The sequence below is a fragment of the uncultured Rikenella sp. genome (genome assembly GCF_910579375.1).
Taxonomy (GTDB): Bacteria; Bacteroidota; Bacteroidia; order Bacteroidales; family Rikenellaceae; genus Rikenella.
On sequence record NZ_CAJTUJ010000032.1, the window covers coordinates 1 to 16,859 of the forward strand.

At 57.2% G+C, this 16,859-nt stretch carries 14 protein-coding genes; all 14 read right to left on the reverse strand.

Annotated elements, in window-relative coordinates; all coding sequences use genetic code 11:
• Window positions 1-362: 362 nt before the first annotated feature.
• Complete coding sequence (locus QZ302_RS04650) at window positions 363-941, reverse strand: hypothetical protein (protein ID WP_294593020.1); 579 nt, start codon at window positions 939-941, stop codon at window positions 363-365.
• 85 nt (window positions 942-1,026) lie between these two features.
• A complete protein-coding gene (locus QZ302_RS04655) occupies window positions 1,027-2,007 on the reverse strand; it encodes a DUF4435 domain-containing protein (protein ID WP_294593022.1) in 981 nt (326 codons plus the stop codon).
• Window positions 2,008-2,049: 42 nt separating this feature from the next.
• Window positions 2,050-3,903 (reverse strand): GNAT family N-acyltransferase, encoded by a 1,854-nt coding sequence (locus QZ302_RS04660; RefSeq protein WP_294593024.1) that lies wholly within the window; start codon window positions 3,901-3,903, stop codon window positions 2,050-2,052.
• Between the two features lie 58 nt (window positions 3,904-3,961).
• A complete protein-coding gene (gene mnmG, locus QZ302_RS04665; RefSeq protein ID WP_294593026.1) occupies window positions 3,962-5,845 on the reverse strand; it encodes a tRNA uridine-5-carboxymethylaminomethyl(34) synthesis enzyme MnmG in 1,884 nt (627 codons plus the stop codon).
• A 342-nt stretch (window positions 5,846-6,187) separates the two neighbouring features.
• Window positions 6,188-6,637, reverse strand: a complete 450-nt coding sequence (gene ybeY, locus QZ302_RS04670) for an rRNA maturation RNase YbeY (protein WP_294593028.1) — start codon at window positions 6,635-6,637, stop codon at window positions 6,188-6,190.
• A 24-nt stretch (window positions 6,638-6,661) separates the two neighbouring features.
• Window positions 6,662-7,867, reverse strand: coding sequence for a peptidoglycan DD-metalloendopeptidase family protein (locus QZ302_RS04675; RefSeq protein WP_294593030.1), 1,206 nt, complete (start codon window positions 7,865-7,867; stop codon window positions 6,662-6,664).
• Complete coding sequence (locus tag QZ302_RS04680) at window positions 7,864-9,582, reverse strand: tetratricopeptide repeat protein (RefSeq protein WP_294593032.1); 1,719 nt, start codon at window positions 9,580-9,582, stop codon at window positions 7,864-7,866. Before QZ302_RS04680 ends, QZ302_RS04675 begins: the two co-directional genes overlap by 4 nt.
• A 7-nt stretch (window positions 9,583-9,589) precedes the next feature.
• Entirely contained in the window at window positions 9,590-10,027 is a 438-nt protein-coding gene (gene dut / locus QZ302_RS04685) for a dUTP diphosphatase (protein ID WP_294593035.1), read from the reverse strand.
• Window positions 10,015-11,460, reverse strand: a complete 1,446-nt coding sequence (locus tag QZ302_RS04690; protein ID WP_294593037.1) for a polysaccharide biosynthesis C-terminal domain-containing protein — start codon at window positions 11,458-11,460, stop codon at window positions 10,015-10,017. The genes dut and QZ302_RS04690 overlap by 13 nt, the downstream gene beginning before the upstream one ends.
• A gap of 7 nt (window positions 11,461-11,467) precedes the next feature.
• A complete protein-coding gene (locus QZ302_RS04695; protein WP_294593040.1) occupies window positions 11,468-12,469 on the reverse strand; it encodes an acyltransferase in 1,002 nt (333 codons plus the stop codon).
• On the reverse strand, window positions 12,469-13,662 hold the full coding sequence (gene hflX / locus QZ302_RS04700; protein WP_294593043.1) for a GTPase HflX: 1,194 nt from the start codon (window positions 13,660-13,662) through the stop codon (window positions 12,469-12,471). The genes QZ302_RS04695 and hflX overlap by 1 nt, the downstream gene beginning before the upstream one ends.
• A gap of 106 nt (window positions 13,663-13,768) precedes the next feature.
• Window positions 13,769-14,677 carry a hypothetical protein gene (locus tag QZ302_RS04705; protein WP_294593046.1) on the reverse strand — a complete coding sequence of 303 codons (909 nt, stop codon included), beginning with the start codon at window positions 14,675-14,677 and terminating at the stop codon, window positions 13,769-13,771.
• Window positions 14,678-14,867: 190 nt separating this feature from the next.
• Window positions 14,868-15,368, reverse strand: a complete 501-nt coding sequence (locus tag QZ302_RS04710) for a hypothetical protein (RefSeq protein ID WP_294593048.1) — start codon at window positions 15,366-15,368, stop codon at window positions 14,868-14,870.
• Between the two features lie 89 nt (window positions 15,369-15,457).
• The gene (gene ruvB, locus QZ302_RS04715; protein ID WP_294593051.1) at window positions 15,458-16,471 is read right to left on the reverse strand and encodes a Holliday junction branch migration DNA helicase RuvB; all 1,014 of its coding nucleotides are present in this window, start codon (window positions 16,469-16,471) and stop codon (window positions 15,458-15,460) included.
• Window positions 16,472-16,859 lie beyond the last annotated feature (388 nt).

The following is a 16,859-nucleotide window of genomic DNA, read 5'->3' on the forward strand; positions in this document are numbered from 1 at the left end:
GAAATACTGACGCATTTCCACTGCCAGCCTCTACCTCCGTTCTCTGTCCGCGCGCTGGCGGAAATCTTATTCAAACGCGAACAACGCGTTTGAATGATTTCCTTCTCCAGCAGTCGCGCGCGAATCGAGCTTTGTCCCGCCTCAAACTGTTCTCTTTGTGAACAAAGAGAACCAGAAAACCGACGCTGCCAGCGAGAGCAATGCAAACGAAGTTTGCAAATTGCCGAGCGGCGAGGAGGAAGGCGAAGCCAAACTTTAGAAGGATGCTAACGCATCCTCAAACTGCCGGCGGCCTTAACCAATGCGGCAGCCTCACCCCAAATAACGGCCACCTATATACCCCAATAACGCCGGCAGCCCCGTCACTTCACATGCCACGAACCGCGCGCCTTGACGAACGTCCGCTTGTCCTTGTACTCCCGCCCCTGCTGAAAACCTTTGCAAAGCCCGAAAGGCGTGATATCCCGTTCCTCGAACGTAAAAGCACACTCCACAATCCCCTCCTCCGAGAGCGTGCGGAACTCGTCGATCCGCACCGGAGCCATCCGACACACCGGCACATACGCCTCCCGCTCCATGGAACGCCCCCCGTCCACCATCGCACGAGCCTTTTCCGACAACCGCACATCGATCACCGTCCGCCAGGTGTTCCGATCCGCCACCGCCACCTCCGCCAGACCCGCATCAATCAATGGCCCGTAATGCTTCCGAATATACCCCTTCGAATCCTTGTGATTGTCGCCCGTCAGCACCACCTCGCCGATCCGCATCGGCGCATAATACGGCATACGGAACTCCGCCTGCGCCGCAATCTGCTCCAGCGCCCCCTCCGCCGTCAGTTCGCTCGAACACGAAACGAACCCTCCCCAACAAACGGCCAAAACCAAAAACCTCCGGACACCCCGTCCTACGAATCGATTAAATCCCTTGAATACAAACATTTAAACTCCTTTCCGCTTTCGTTCTCTCCCGCTCCCTATCCCCGCACCCGGTTCACAAGATAACTATTTTCCAATTAAACGCCGCTCAACTCTCCAGAATTCGGACAATATCCTCGCGCAATTTGACGAACAACGGACAAGTCCGATACCCCGTATTGCTCTTCAGCAGTTCGTCCACGTCCGAGAGCACGTTGTTGTACGAGCTCAACTCGTTGTTCAGCGGCAACCCCTGCCGTGAACTGCCCAGAATCTGCCCCACCGCCATCTTCCGCAAAGCATTGCAGACCGTCCCCACCAGCGTGGCCACCACATTGTCCAACAGCGTATGCCCCTGCATGTAGAAATGCGTCTCTTCCGGCACCACCCCCCGGCTTCGGAGGTAGGTGTCGAACTCTTCGACCTCGGCCACCCGCTGCTTGTGTTTAGAACGCAACACGCGAAGCCGTTTTTCGACCTGTTTCTCCAGCCACTCCAACGTGTCCTCGCCGTTATCTTCGACATTCACGAAATTGATTTTCACCGCATTCCGAAAATCGGCCAGCGTAAAAATCGTCGGCTGATCCACCCGAGCCGCATAGGCATACCACAGGAAAATGGGATAGATAATCCGCGAATATTCGGCCATGAACTCCTCGAACTCGAAGATATGAGTATCTCGCTTCGTCGCCCGCACGCACACGGAGTGCAGCGACGGCGGATAACAGAGGTAGTTTTCGATGGCATAGGTATAAGTTTGCAGCAGATACGGCGTCTGATTCACCTGTCTCGACCGTTCGCAGAGCTCTCCGAAGAGGTAGTCGAAATCGGAATCGACACAGAGAATCAGGTGTTTACCCGCCTGCGGAATGAATTGCATCACGACCTTTTTCCCTTTGGCCAGATCGTTTCGGGCGGGAGTCGAAATTTCGAACCTGCGATCCGGGGTTTCGAATTCGTCGAAAATAGCCCGCCAGAAAGGGATATCGTCATACCCCTCGACATAGACCATGACGCGATTCCGCTTATGCAGCAGCGACGAGGCCGCCAGATACTCGGACGTGATATTTTGTACTAATCTTCTTCCCATAATGTTCCACGTGAAACATCTATTTTCGTTCGAACCGGCCGCCTACAACTGCGCATTGCCCGCCGCCCGGAAACGATCGTAGACCTTCTCGCCCGGAAACTCGCGAGCCACCATATCCACCTTGTCTTTCGGCACGTCGCACAAGTCCAGAATCAACATCGCATCCAGCGCATCGCCCAACAACGGATCCACATTGAATCCCATCACCCGCCCCCCGAGCTGAAGGTACTTCTTCATCAACACCGGCATCCCCTGCCCCGTCGGTTCGACATCTCGAATCAGCTTGTCGATCTCCTCGTCCGACCGAATCCCCCGGATCAAAGCCGCCTCGACCACCGGCCGACCCAACGCCCGCACCCCGTTCCGAGGCACGACGTACTTCGCCAGCTCCGCATTCCAGTGGTTCGCCCGAATATAGTCGACCAACAGCCACTTCGCCGCCATCGAATACCCCCCGGACATCCCCACCGGCCCCATCAGGCAACGATACGAAGCATTCCGCATCAAGACCTGCAAAATCCCGCGCCACAACAGCAGCAACGTCTGCGACCGCCGCTGATACTCCTGTACGACGAACGAACGCCCCAGCTCGATCGACTGCCGCAGGACATCCTGCAAGTGATGCGAAAACTCGAACGACCGGTAGGTATAAAAACCCTCAAACCCCCGTCTATCCAGCAGCACGTCGCCGAATCCGATGCGATAAGCCCCCGTAATCGCCCGGTGTTCCGCATCCCAGACAAAAAGGTGCAGGTACAGTTCGTCATGCGCATCGCCCTCTGCCGGTCGCAAAGCCTCTTCGTCCGCCTTTCGCGAATCGGCCTCGCGCAGCCGGACAATCTCGCGCATCGTCAGCGGAATATCTTCCGCCGAAGCGCAGAACAGACACATATCTCCTACCCGAATCAGCATACATCGTGCCGCAATTCGATCGAGTTCGGCCCCCAACTCCGTCGGATCCGCCCCGGCAAACTCCTCTCGCGCCGTTTTCGGCATCCGCCCTCCCCGCCTCTTCCGCCGCATTTTGAGCCGCGCCAAGGCCTCTCGCCGACGTTCTTCCTCCAACTCCTCGTGCATCGCCGCCTCGTCCACCAGCACCGATCGCAGGCAATAGACATTAGCCCGCAGAAAATCGCCCACGACCGCCAAATCACCCATCTCGCGCAGCCGCCGGGCCGGAATGCCCGAACCGAGAACCACCGCCACCGAACGTCCCCGTTTATTGGTCAGCTCCAGCGGCAGCCGCATCGTCTGCAACATCGGATGGACTTTCCCCAGAATATGGAAAATCAAGCTGTTATGCCCCTCTATATAGGCCGGAAAAACCGGCACTCCCGCCTGACGGACGAATTTGATCATCGACGGCGCCCACGGTTTGTCCTCCACCTTTTTGAATCCTTTTTGGAAGGTAGACACTTTCCCCGCAGGAAAAATCACCAATGGCGCCCCGCCGCGCAAGTGTTCGACCGCCCGTCGCACCTGCGAAAAATTCCGCCCCTTTTTCGCATCGAACGGGTCGATCGGCAGGAAAAAATCCCGCAACGCATCGATCCGACTCAACAGGAAATTCCCGAGAAACTTAACATCGGGCCTCACATGCGCCACCAGAACCATCAATAACAACCCGTCCAACGCGCCATACGGATGGTTCGCCACAAGGATAAAAGACCCCTTTTTCGGAATCAGGTTCAATCGCTGCCCGTCCGCCTCGATCGTCACCCCGAGCCGCTCGAGAATCTCCTGAGCGAATTCCACCCCCGTTTTGTCCGACGCTGCACCGTACAGTTCGTTGATTTTATTGATACCCAGCATCGACCGGGCGATCTTGACGATCACCTTATTGAGCACTGTGGTATAGGGTATTCCGAGGTCGGAATTTTCCACCAATTTCTTCATATCCCGATCATTTTCAAATTTTTAAGCAGGCATGTGTTCCACGTGGAACACTCCGCTCCTACCGCCCGAAATAGACGAGCAACACATTGATATCCGCCGGCGAGACACCCGGAATGCGCGAAGCCTGCGCAATGGTCAAAGGCCGTATCCGGGTCAGCTTCTGACGCGCCTCGATCGACACGGAACCCAGCGCATTGAAGTCGAAATCGGCCGGAATCCGAATCCCTTCGAGCCGTTTCATCTTCTCGGCCACCATCCGCTCCCGTTCGATATACCCGGCGTATTTGACGCCGATCTCCACCGCCTGCTCCGTCTCCCGCTCCGCTCCGATCTCCCGCAGGCAGGCGCCGAGAGCCGGCGAAGCCCCGGCTAATCCCGACAGCGTAACTCCCGTCCGCAACAACAACTCGGCGAGCCGTTTCCGCTGCGTAATCGGCGACTCGCCGACCGAAGCCAGATAGCCGTTTATCTCCTCCGGCGCCACCGTCGTCTCATTCAGATAAGCCGCCACAGCCTCGATCCGTCTTTCAGAGACCTCGAAAGCCTCCCATCGCTCGTCCGAAACCAGTCCGACTTTCCGCCCCAAGGGGGTCAAACGCCGGTCGGCATTATCCTGCCGCAGCAGAATCCGATACTCCGCCCGGCTGGTGAACATCCGATAAGGCTCGTCCACCCCTTTGGTCACCAGATCGTCGATCAAGACCCCGATATAGGCCTCATCGCGCCCCAGCACGAACGGCTCCTCGCCCCGCAAAGCGAGCACGGCATTGATCCCCGCCATAAGCCCCTGCGCCGCCGCCTCTTCGTAGCCTGTCGTACCGTTGATCTGACCGGCGAAATACAAACCCGCCACCCGTTTGGTTTCGAGCGTATGCCGCAATTGAGTCGGCGGAAAGTAGTCGTATTCAATGGCATACCCCGGCCGATAAATCTGCACATGCTCCAGCCCCTCGATCCTGCGCAACGCCTCGACCTGCACCTCCCACGGCAAGGAGGAGGAGAAGCCGTTCAAATAGTATTCATTCGTCGTCCGCCCTTCCGGCTCCAAAAAGAGCTGATGCTGCTCCTTATCCGCAAACGTCCGCAATTTGTCCTCGATACTGGGACAATACCGTGGCCCGCGGCCGCGAATCACCCCTGTGAAGAGCGGCGAACGGTCGAAACCGGAACGCAGCACCTCGTGCACCTCCGATGAGGTATATACCAGATAACAAGGCAATTGCCGCTCCTTTTCGATCGGCCGCACGGAGGGCAGAAAGGAGAATTTCTCCGGTTCCGCATCGCCGTACTGCGCCTCGATCCGGTCGAAGTCGATGGTTCTCGCATCGAGCCTCGCCGGCGTCCCGGTCTTCATCCGATCCGCCTCGAAACCCAGACACTGCAACTGCTCCGTCAGCCCGTAGCTGGACATATCCGCCGCCCGTCCTCCCGCCGCCTGTGCCGTTCCGACGTGCATCAGGCCATTGAGAAACGTCCCGTTCGTCAGGATCACTGCCCGTGCCCTAAACCGGACTCCGAGCTGGGTAACCACCCCCTCTACTCTACCCTCATCCTCCGAAACGAGCAGCTCCGTCACACTGTCCTGCCACATGTAGAGCCCCTCCGTTCCGTCCAGCACTCTGCGCCACTCCTGCGAGAAGGCATATTTGTCGCACTGCGCCCGCGGACTCCACATCGCTGCTCCCTTCGAGCGGTTCAGCATCCGGAACTGGAGCGTCGTTTTGTCCGTCACCACCCCCATCTGCCCCCCGAGCGCATCGATTTCACGCACGATCTGCCCTTTAGCCACTCCTCCGACCGCCGGATTGCAGGACATTTGGGCCACTTTCCCCATATCCATCGTCACGAGCAGCGTCTTCGCTCCCATCCGGGCCGCCGCCACTGCTGCCTCGCATCCCGCATGCCCGGCTCCCACCACAATAACATCGTATTCGAATCGCATATCTTCTTCCTTAATTATAGATACCCGTATTTAGCTACCGACTGGAACTGCCGCTTTTTGGAAAAAGCGGCACCAAAAACTTTCGTGATAGCTACGCTACTCCTTAGGCTCCGCAGTCCTCAGTCTTCGTAAGTCTGTCGAGCTGGGTTTTCTCGGCGGGGCGCATATAATGCAGGTATTACCCTAATGCGCCCGCGCCGGAAAAACCAGCCCGACGAACCAATCGAGAATTGTGCCGCCGGCAGCGGGAGGATGCGTAAGCATCCGTCTAAAGTCTTTTTGGCTCTTTTTGTGAACAAAAAGAACAGTTCACTCCTGTTACCAAAACAGACATCTATAAATTTAAGAGTGTTTTACATGAGTTAGCAAATCATCGGGTCGTTTATTCAGATAATGGTTTTCGCGTTCGCGCATTTTGGCCGCATCGGTTTCGGTTTTGTCCTTATATCCCGCCAAGTGCATGATTCCGTGGACGATAACCCGCAATAGTTCCACGTGGAACACCACCCCGAACTGCTCCGCATTGGCCCGCACCGTATCGACACTGATAAAGAGGTCGCCCGATAAGACCGAATCCGCCGTGTAGTCGAACGTGATGATATCCGTGTAGTAATCGTGCTGCAAATAACGCCGGTTCATCTCCAGGAGATAAGCGTCGCTGCAAAAAATCACGTGGATATCTCCCGTTCGAAACCCCTCCTCCGCCACCGCCGCCCGCACCCAGGCAGCCACCGCACGTTTGTGTCCCGCGATGTCGAACGTCGTATCTTCCGAATGAAACGCAATGGCCATAATAATTCAGTCTTTGTGATGAAATTATCGTTTCAGCCAACTCTCCGGGTTCAGATTATCGCTCTCTTTCCAGAGTTCGAAGTGGATCGTCGCCTGCTGGTCGGCCGGTGCTTTGGCTACCGTCCCGATCGCCGCCCCTTCGATCACCCGTTCGCCTTCGCGCACGAAGACCGAATCCAGGTTGGCATAAATCGTCAAATAAGAGCCGTGCCGCACCATGACGGACATCCCGAGCCCCGGAAAAAAGAAGACCTTCCGCACCTCTCCCTCGAAAATGCACTGCACTTGGCTCCCCGCCCGAGCCGCCAGGTTAATCCCTTTGTTATTGACCTTCACCCCCTTCTGATCCGGATGGTCGTGCACCCCGTACCGTCCCACCATCACACCGTCCACCGGTCGCATCAAAGCCCCTTTCCGAGCCTCGAAACGCCGGGTCAGAGCCGAATCGTCGCTTTTAGCCTGCGTCGAACCCGTTCCTTTTTTCGCATTCGCCGCACTACTCTTTTTCCTCACCTCCTTCTCCACCTCCTGTTGCAACCGACGCTCCAACTCCGCCACCTGTCTCCGCCGTTTATCCGCTTCGGCGAGCAGCTCTTTCTCTTTTCCTTTCAACGCACTCTGCGTACGCTTCAACTGACCGCGCTCCTCCTCCAGCCGAACCAGCTCGGCCGCATGCTGCTGCCTCAATCCGTCGAGCCGACTTTTCCGTTCGTCCAGCGCCGTCGCCTCGCTCTTCAGCCGCGCCGCCAAAGTCTGCAACTCGACCGCCTTTCGCTCCATATCGGCGCTGATTCGTTTAACATAATAAAGTCTCCGTGCAGCGTCTGAAAAGTCGTGCGCCGAGAGGACGAACGAAAGAAAGCTATTATGGCGATAATTCTTGTATGCGATTCGGATAAGTGCTGAGTATCTGTCTCTTAAGAGATCGTACCTTTTTTGGAGTTCGACGAGTTGCCGCGCCTTGAGGCTCAAGTCTCCGGAAAGGGTTCCCATCTCGGTTTCGATGCCCTGAACGATCGACTGCCGGTTTTCCAATTTGGTTCCGATCAACTTCAGGTTGTCGAGCGTCGCTCCCTGCTCTTTTCGGGTATCTCCGACCAGCCGGTTGATGCGTGCGATCTCGGCCTCGGCCCGTCGGATCCGATCCTTCACGTCGTCGCCCCTCCCCGATCCCGGAACCAGAAGCAAGACGGCCGCAGCTATGGAAAAGAGTCGCCCTTTCATGGTCATTTTTTCCCGTTTTCGGCCGCCTCCAACCGTTTGAGCCGCTCTTCGATCTTCCGCCCGTCGGCTCCCGCCTCCAAAGCCCGCTGCCAATAGGTTTTGGCCATAAAATACTCGTTCAGCGCAAACAGGATATCGCCGTAATGCAGGAAAAGCTCCGCACTCCCCTCCGCATCCATCACCAACGCCTGCCGCATCAGCTCCCTGGCCTCCTCATACCGCCCGAGCCGATAGAGCACCCACGCCTTCGTATCGAGAATCGTAGCGCTCTGCGGCGTCAATTCATTGGCTCGGGTCGCCATCCGCAAGGCCCGCTCCAGCTCCTTCCCCTCTTCGCTCAGGTAATAGGCGAAATTGTTCAGCAACATCGCCCGGTCGGGGGCCAATTTCAAGGCCCGTTCGTAGTATTTGTAAGCCTCCTTGTTGTTTCCGCGCAAGTGGGCCATATCGCCGCAGAAACTCAACGCTTCGCTCGTAATCGAGTCGTTGGTCGAATAACCGATCACCTCGCGCGCCGCTTCGATCGCTCCGAGCGTATCGCTCCGCTGGAAACAAACCGCCAACCGCATCATCCCCAACTCCGGATCGTTCGGAAAACGATCCTGTGCCTCAGCCAGATAACGATCCACCGTATCCGCCAACCCGCGATGCTGGGCCACAGCGATCGCCAATTGGTAGAGCGAAGCGGAAGCATCCCCCTCCCCGATCCACTGCGCCAGATGCTCCAGTGCCGTCTCCGCCTGTCCCCCGTAGATGAGGTGTTGAGCATAAAAATCGCGCGCCAGCTCCTCCTTCGGTGCCGACCAGAACACCGCGTCCGCCAACCGCGCCATATAGACAAAATAACGTCTGTAAAGCTCCGGCGACCGTCCCAGATAGGTGCCGAAATAGTCCACTTTAGCCTGCAACGGGAACGCAGGATGGGCGAAAACGGGTATCAACGCCTCCGGAAACTCCGGCCACTGGTCTTTGATCCGGTAGTACTCCGCCAGCGCAATCCGCGGCCCCACGCTCGTCGAGTCGATCGCGATCGCCCGCCGATAGTTCTCCAACGCCACGCTGTCGCGTCGCAGCGCAGCCGCCAACTCGGCGAGCTGGATCCGGAAAGCGCTCTCGTCCGGCAGCTCCTCGCACACCCGGGCCATATAGTCGTACGCCTCGGCATAGCGTTCCGCGCGAATCAAAGCTTGCCGCTTCATTTCAATCGTCCGGGGCTGCCATCCGCTGCGCGCCTGCAACGTATCCAGCAGGACGATCGCCTCGCCCGGCATCCCCCGCTCCAGCCTCAAGGCAGCGAGCATCGAAAGGGTCTCCAGATTCGAAGAATCCTGCCGAAAAAGCTCCGTAAACAAGCCGTCCGCCCCCGCATAGTCGCCCGAAAGGGCCAGCAACCGGGCATAATTATCGGCGTATTCCACACACTCCGGATCGATCTCGTAAGCCCGCCGTCCATAGCGCAACGCCGTCTCCGGTTCGCCGATCATCCGGGCGATTCCCGACAGCCGATAGTACGAGGCGGCATGTTCCGGCACCTCGCGCAGAGCCGCTTCGTAACACTGCGCCGCTTCGCGCAACGTCCCGAGATTCTGGCGCTTGACCCCCTCCAGATAGAGCCTCGACGCCTCTTCCAGCCGCCCCGTCCCATGCTCGCGCCCGGCCCCCGAAGAGACGCCGGCAACCATCGCCAAAAGGGCGACCAACAGGTATTTTCTCCTTCTCATGCTCACGTTATTTAACCCCTGTCGAGCCGAAACCGCCCTCTCCGCGCCGCGTCTCGTCCAGCACGACCGCCTCTTCCCACGCCAGCCGTTCGTAACGGGCAAAAACCAGTTGCGCCACTCGCTCGCCCGGCTGCATCTCGAACGGTTCGTTCGACAGATTGACTAACAGGACTTTCAGTTCCCCCCGGTAATCCGGATCGATCGTCCCCGGCGAATTGATGACGGTAATCCCATGCTTGGCAGCCAGTCCGCTCCGAGGTCGCACCTGAATCTCGTACCCCTCCGGAATCTGGAAATAGAGCCCCGTCGGCACCATCACCCGCTCCAGCGGCCCGATGGTGATCGGTTCGAGCGTATGGGCCCGCACGTCGAGCCCCACAGCCTGGGCGGTTTCGTATGCCGGCAGCGGATTCCCCGACCGGTTGATTACCTTTACTTTTTCCATAACGTAGCTATTTTTCGTCCTCCGAACTCCAGCCTAAAGGCGACGAGGAGATAGATCAAAAGTAGTAAAAAATCGAGTGTCACCCGCCCCCAGCCCGGCAAAAGGGCCGTGGCATACGAGAGACCGAAAATCGCCCCCCCAAAAAGGAAATAGAAGCCGATCCGCCGCAAATCGAACGGCACGGGAAAATATTTCCGACACAGGAAATAGCTGGCCGCCACCATCGCCAGCATCGACACGACCCGCGCCACCGCCGCCCCGTGATAGCCCATCGAAGGAATCAGCAGGAGGTTGAGCACCAATGTAATCGCCACGCCCGAACCGGTGATGTAGATCGCCACCCTCGTCTTGTCGGCCGCCTTGTACCAGAACGAGAGGTTGACCAGAATCCCCGCCAGCAGGTTGGCCAGCAGCAAAAGCGGCAGAATGCCCATCCCGCTCCGGAAATCCGACCCCACGATATAAGCGAACTCGCGGGCAAAGAGCGAAAGCACCAAAAAGATCGCGATACCGGCGATCGTAAAATACTTCGTCGCCTCGGCATTGGCCGTCCGGAAATCCTCCTTCGAGAAGCCCTGCAAGAAGAAGGGTTCCGCCCCGAGGGTATAAATCTGGCGAAAAATCATCAGCAGAGCGGCAATCTTAGCCACCGCCGTATAGACCCCCAACTCGGCATCGGCAATCTCGACCGGCAACATGAAGTAGATCAGCTGCCGATCGATAAAGTCGCCCGCCACGCCCATAATACCGGCCATCATGAGCGGTATGGAATAGGTGAAAATGCTCCGCAGCAGGCGCGTCGAAAAAGCGGTCGAAAGCAACCTCAGGCTGTGCGGCAAGAGCAGCAGCAGAGAGACCGTACTGGCGATCAGATTGGCCGCCACCACCCACAACGGGCTCTCCACCGCCCCCGGCACGCGGGAGTAGAACCACACGCAGGCCGCCACATTGACCCCCACCCCCGTCACATTGACCACCGTATAGTAAACGGCCTTCCCCTCCTCGCGCAACGCCGCGAGCGGAATCGCCGCCACATTGTCCACCACGATCAGGGCCGTCATCGCCGCGATACAGACCGGGTCGAGCCGCATCACCTCCGCCAGCTCTCCGTTGCAGACAGCCATAATCACGCCGAAAAGCGTGGCCATCAACGCCACCGTCCCCCACGTCGTGGTGAAAAGCCTGCGTTTTTCGCCCAACGTCTGACACTTCGCCGCATAGCGGAAATACCCGGTCGCCAAACCCATAGTCAGCACCACATTGGCAAACGGAATGATCCCGTAGAGCAGATTGACCTGCCCGTAGACCTGTTCGGTGAGGATGCGGGTCAAATACGGCGTCAGCAGGTAGTTCAGAAACTTAGACAGAATGGCGCTGACTCCGTAGACCGCTGTCTGCGAAGCCAGTTTCCGAAGTATGTGGGCCGCTGCCATAGCTCTTCTATTCGATCAACATGTTACATCCCCGAAGTTGCGCCCCCTCGATCCGTCCTAAGACTCGGAACGCGCCGTCGTCGTACACAATCCCTCGATCCTGTATCGCCAGGAACGAGCAAGAATACAAATTGGCTAAATCAATGATATTCAAGCCGCCCATCTTCTCCGCCTCGAGCGGTTGCAACGGGCTCTGTAAATCACACGTCGAAACCCGCATCCACGGCGGACAGCGAAACAGCCCCTCTCCCGTCGAATAGGCCTGCGAGAGCAGTTCCGTCATCCCGTATTCCGAATGGATTGCCCCGACCCCGAAAGTCCGTTTCAATGTTTCGTGCATTGTTTCACGTGAAACCTCGCGCCTGCGCCCCTTCATCCCGCCCGTCTCCATCACGACGGCATCGGTCGGCAAATGTAATTCAATCCCTTGATTAGAAAGATATTCCGCATAATCCAGCAACGCAAAAGCCACCCCGATCAGTAAAATTTTCTCCCCCTTTTGCGAAGCAGCCGTCAGGTCGGCGGTCAGTTTGTCGTGGTCGTACAGATAAAAACCGCCGCAAGCCCTATTTTTTGCCTGCAACCGCTCGACCATCCAGATCAACGACGACCCCGTTCGCTCCAAATACGACGGCAACAGGGCAAAGATACTCCACCCCTCCGCAAGGCCGTAAAAATGACCGAAACCGCGCGTAAACGCCTCGTCGTACAACGCCGTCGAAGCCACATAGTGCCGACTCGTTTCACTGCCCGTCGTCCCGCTGCTGGTAAAGACCGTTTCCGGCTCAAGGTCGCTCGCCGCGCTCCATATCCGATGGGTTTTGAAAAACTCCACCGGCAGGTACGGAATACGCTTTATATCAGTGACTTCAAACGGATTTAACCCCAACAATTCGATATACCGCCTGTATGGCTCGCAAGCCGAAGCCTGAAAGCGGAACACCTCCAACGCCAGCGCCTCGTCGAACCGCTCCGAAGCAAAAATCCGTTCTTGTAGCGCAACAGCCATCAATACAGGTAGTTATTAAACGGATATCGTCCCTCGTGAATCTCCCGCACCATGCCGTACAAATCCTTCCGCAACCGATCGATATTGATCCGCTCGGCCGCCGAGATGAAGATACACGGCACCCCCTCGTTCCTTGCCATCCAGCTCCGCTGGAGCTGTTCGAGCGTCCAGTTCTCGCGCGTTTCGGGCAACAGGTCATCCGCCTCCTTCTCGACATAGGTATAGGCATCTATCTTATTGAATATCAAAAAGACCGGTTTATCCCCCGCCCCGATCTCCCGCAGCGTCCGATTGACCACCGCGATCTGATCCTCGAAATTGGGATGCGAAATATCGACCACATGGAGCAGCAAATCGGCCTCCCTCACCTCATCGAGCGTCGATTTGAACGACTCCACCAGCTGCGTCGGCAACTTGCGGATAAATCCCACCGTATCGGACAACAGGAAAGGCAGATTTTCGAGCACCACCTTCCTCACCGTCGTATCGAGCGTCGCGAAGAGCTTGTTTTCGGCAAAAACGTCGCTCTTGCTCAGGAGGTTCATCAGAGTCGATTTCCCGACATTGGTATACCCCACCAACGCCACCCGCACCAACGATCCCCGTCCGCTGCGCTGCGTCGCCATCTGGCGATCCACCTTGACCAGCTGCTCCTTGAGCCGGGCGATGCGGTCGCGAATGATCCGGCGGTCGGTTTCGATCTCCCGCTCCCCTGCCCCGCCGCGGGTTCCCGTCCCCCCGCGTTGCCGTTCGAGGTGCGTCCACATCCCGCTCAACCGCGGCAACAGATACTGCAACTGCGCCAGCTCGACCTGCGTCTTGGCATAGGCCGTCGTGGCCCGCTGGGCGAAAATATCGAGGATCAGCCTCGTCCGGTCCAGAATCCGAACCCCCAATTCGCGTTCGAGATTCCGGGTCTGCGACGGCGAGAGTTCGTCGTCGAAAATCACCGTCCCGATCTCCTGTTCCTCCACATAGGCCTTGATTTCGCTCAATTTTCCGCTCCCCATAAAGGTTCGCTTGTCCGGCGCTGCCAACTTCTGCATAAAAGTCGCCGCCGTTTCGAATCCGGCCGTCTCGGCCAGAAACCGCAATTCGTCCAGATACTCCTCCGCCTCGCGCACCTCCTGCCGATCGCGAACGACCGTCGCGAGTACCACCCGTTCCGTCCGGTCGTCGACCGGTTTTTCCATCGATTTTTCTTTTCCCATCCCCATCGAGAACAAAATAAGCAAGCGCCTCCGACCCCATCCGTGAGTTCTGCGACGCCCGCTTACAAAATTACGCTTTTTCGTTCAGCTACCGTGCCTTTCTGCGTCCCTTTTCGGGCAGAATTTGCGCCGTTCCGGTCACCCGGCCGTCGACCATGGCCCGCCAGTTGAGTCGCAACCGATCCGCCATCCCCCGCCGATAATTGACCTTCCCCGTCCAGGAGTCGATCAGGAGGTCGAGATAGATCTCCTCGCTGACCGGCGTCGCCTCTCCGACCTTCAGCCGTACGTACCACATCCCGTCATGCTTTTCGCAACAGATCACCTCGTAGTCCGGACTCTCGAACCGCCTCGGATCCCACAGCCGCACCAGTTTGGGCGATACATTGACCTCCGATTTCGGCCCATAGAGTTCCGAATTGAGTTTCACCTGAAAGTTCATCGCCGGCACCAGCGTATCAAGCCGCATCACCATTTCCAAAGCCTCCTGACGCTCCTTTTCGTTCCGGAAATCGTCTCTGTCCGACGCCTCGTAAGGCTCGACTTTTCCCTGATACAGGGCGATATCTCCCTCTGTGGGAGTCGCCAGCTTCAACACCGCCTTTCCGTCTCTGGAATCGATAGCGAAGCCGAGGTTGAAAAATCCGTTGACCGAATCGACACAACTCAAATCGAGCAGCCACACCCCGTCCTGATCCTTCTCCGAGCTGTTCACCGAAAAGTGCTCCTTATCGACCCACAGCGGCCCTCCCATATCGGTCATGAGCCAGAGCGGAAAGCCCGGTGTTTTATAAAAATAGCCCTGCACCTCTCCCGCATGCCCTTCCTCCTCCTGCAACACGTCCGGCACGAAGCGGAAACGGGTCTCTTCGCCGACCCACCGGTCGATCTCCTGCGCCCTTGCCGCCGGCACCGCCGCAACGACCAGTCCCAGCAAAAAAGCCGCTCCGACCGTCATCCGCCGAATTGTCCGAAAAATCGATTTTGTCCGATCCATATCTTTCGAAAATTTTAACATGAATAAACTTTTCCCTTTTATTTGTCACACCCCATCGGGTTTTCGCCCGGCCACCGCTTTAAAGGTAGTCGTTTTTCGCTTCTCTTCCAACGTTTTCGATGAAAAAAGGCGGCTCGGGGAGATTTTTCCATGCTCCCCGGCCGCCCGGCTTTCCGATCGATCCGACCGATTAGTATTCGCGAATATTCCCTTTGTAGGTAATCGAGTTCGCCGCCCCCGGATTGTTCTGATCCAACGATTTGTTGGAACGCACCTTCAGCGTAGCGACCCCGCTCTTGGAGTTGACCGCGAAATCGAAGCTCAGATTGGCTCCGTTATCTGCCACCGCTTTGATTTTCACCAGCCAAACGTCTTTTTTCTTTTCGCACGAGAGCCATTCATACCGGTTGGTATTCACCCCGGGGCAGTTCACCATATAGACTTCCAGCGAATTCGGCCGAACTTTGGTGTATTCGTAGCGCGTGATCGTCGTCGTCCCGGTATTGGGCTGGATGTATTCGTACGGTACGAACTGGAAGTTCTTGGCCGGCACCACGCGGTTGATGAGTTCCGCGGTGAGCATCTCCTGACGTGCTTTTTCAGCGGCTTTTTCTTCCTTGGATTTCTTCTGTGCCTGTGCCGAGAAGCTGACCGTCATGAGGGCGGCCATCAGCAAAATCACTTTTTTCATGGTCGTTAGTGTTTTTATAATTGGTTAGTTTTTTCAGTTTCCTGCTCTTTCCTTGGACGCACCGACTCCGATTCGGTTTAACGAAAGGATCAGAATTGCAACTCCCCCTGCCCCGCAATCGCCTCCATCGGAATCCCGAGGTGTTCGTAGGCCCTTGCCGTCGCCTCTCGTCCCCTGGGTGTCCGTTTCAGGAATCCTTCCTTGATGAGGAACGGTTCGTAGACCTCTTCGATCGTCCCCGCATCTTCGCTCACGGCTGTGGCGATCGTCCCCAAGCCCACCGGCCCGCCGCCGAACTTGTGGATGATGGTCGACAGAATCCGGTTGTCCATCTGATCCAGCCCCCGGGTATCGATATCGAGCGCATCAAGCGCATGGCGGGTAATCTCCGGTTCGATTCTCCCCCCGCCGCGCACCATGGCGAAGTCTCTCACCCGCCTGAGCAAGGCATTGGCGATCCGGGGCGTCCCGCGCGACCGTCTGGCGATCTCTTCCGCCGCCCCGGCATCGATCGGTATCCCCAATACTTGTGCCGAACGGGTCACGATTCCTTGCAAAGTAGCCACATCGTAGTACTGCAAATGGCAATTGATCCCGAACCTGGCCCTGAGGGGACTGGTCAGCAAGCCCGACCGCGTCGTGGCTCCGATCAAGGTAAAAGGGTTCAATTTGATCTGCACGCTCCGCGCACTGGGCCCTTTGTCGAGCATAATGTCGATCTTGTAGTCCTCCATCGCGGAATAAAGATACTCTTCGACGATCGGACTCAGGCGATGAATCTCGTCGATAAAGAGCACGTCTCCCTCGCCGAGATTCGTAAGCAGCCCGGCCAGATCTCCCGGTTTGTCGAGCACCGGCCCCGAAGTGACTTTCATGGTCACTCCCAACTCATTGGTAATGATATTGGCGAGGGTGGTCTTCCCCAGCCCCGGCGGCCCGTGCAGCAGGACGTGATCCAACGCTTCGTCCCGCATAATAGCGGCTTTAATAAAGATCGACAGGTTTTCGACGATCTTTTCCTGTCCGCAAAAAGCTTCGAGCTCCTGCGGCCGGATCTGTTCGTCGAACTCTTTGTCGGTCTCTATGTTTCGTATCTCGCTCACAGCCTTATGGCTACCGATTTATTTCCGAAAGGTACGCATTTTTTTGTTCCGATGAAAAAGCTGTGCTTTTTTGAAACGGAGCAATGAAGGAACCGCTACCGCTGGGCCCTCGAAGACTGGCAGGAACTACCCCAAACAACAGGCAGCCTCTACCCTATTTTATTTGACTTTGCAGCCGGAGCCAACGGAGGCGCAACGAGATGCAACCAAGCCTGAGAAAATGCAAGTACTTTAGCGGGTCGAAGCCTGCGGGGCCTAAAACGAGCGTTGCGAGTTGCGGGCCTCCCGGTGGGAGGCGTCCGGCCCGCGCGACCTTTCAGGTCGCAAGCATTCAGCCTAACTCACTGCCCAATTCACAACCTAAATCTGTTGTGTTCGGCCTGTCGCC

Excerpts from the sequence above, each read along its gene's own strand:
- QZ302_RS04650 (WP_294593020.1), bottom strand. The coding sequence starts at position 941 with ATGTTTGTATTCAAGGGATTTAATCGATTCGTAGGACGGGGTGTCCGG.
- QZ302_RS04655 (WP_294593022.1), bottom strand. The coding sequence starts at position 2,007 with ATGGGAAGAAGATTAGTACAAAATATCACGTCCGAGTATCTGGCGGCC.
- QZ302_RS04660 (WP_294593024.1), bottom strand. The coding sequence starts at position 3,903 with ATGAAGAAATTGGTGGAAAATTCCGACCTCGGAATACCCTATACCACA.
- mnmG (WP_294593026.1), bottom strand. The coding sequence starts at position 5,845 with ATGCGATTCGAATACGATGTTATTGTGGTGGGAGCCGGGCATGCGGGA.
- ybeY (WP_294593028.1), bottom strand. The coding sequence starts at position 6,637 with ATGGCCATTGCGTTTCATTCGGAAGATACGACGTTCGACATCGCGGGA.
- QZ302_RS04675 (WP_294593030.1), bottom strand. The coding sequence starts at position 7,867 with ATGACCATGAAAGGGCGACTCTTTTCCATAGCTGCGGCCGTCTTGCTT.
- QZ302_RS04680 (WP_294593032.1), bottom strand. The coding sequence starts at position 9,582 with ATGAGAAGGAGAAAATACCTGTTGGTCGCCCTTTTGGCGATGGTTGCC.
- dut (WP_294593035.1), bottom strand. The coding sequence starts at position 10,027 with ATGGAAAAAGTAAAGGTAATCAACCGGTCGGGGAATCCGCTGCCGGCA.
- QZ302_RS04690 (WP_294593037.1), bottom strand. The coding sequence starts at position 11,460 with ATGGCAGCGGCCCACATACTTCGGAAACTGGCTTCGCAGACAGCGGTC.
- QZ302_RS04695 (WP_294593040.1), bottom strand. The coding sequence starts at position 12,469 with ATGGCTGTTGCGCTACAAGAACGGATTTTTGCTTCGGAGCGGTTCGAC.
- hflX (WP_294593043.1), bottom strand. The coding sequence starts at position 13,662 with ATGGAAAAACCGGTCGACGACCGGACGGAACGGGTGGTACTCGCGACG.
- QZ302_RS04705 (WP_294593046.1), bottom strand. The coding sequence starts at position 14,677 with ATGGATCGGACAAAATCGATTTTTCGGACAATTCGGCGGATGACGGTC.
- QZ302_RS04710 (WP_294593048.1), bottom strand. The coding sequence starts at position 15,368 with ATGAAAAAAGTGATTTTGCTGATGGCCGCCCTCATGACGGTCAGCTTC.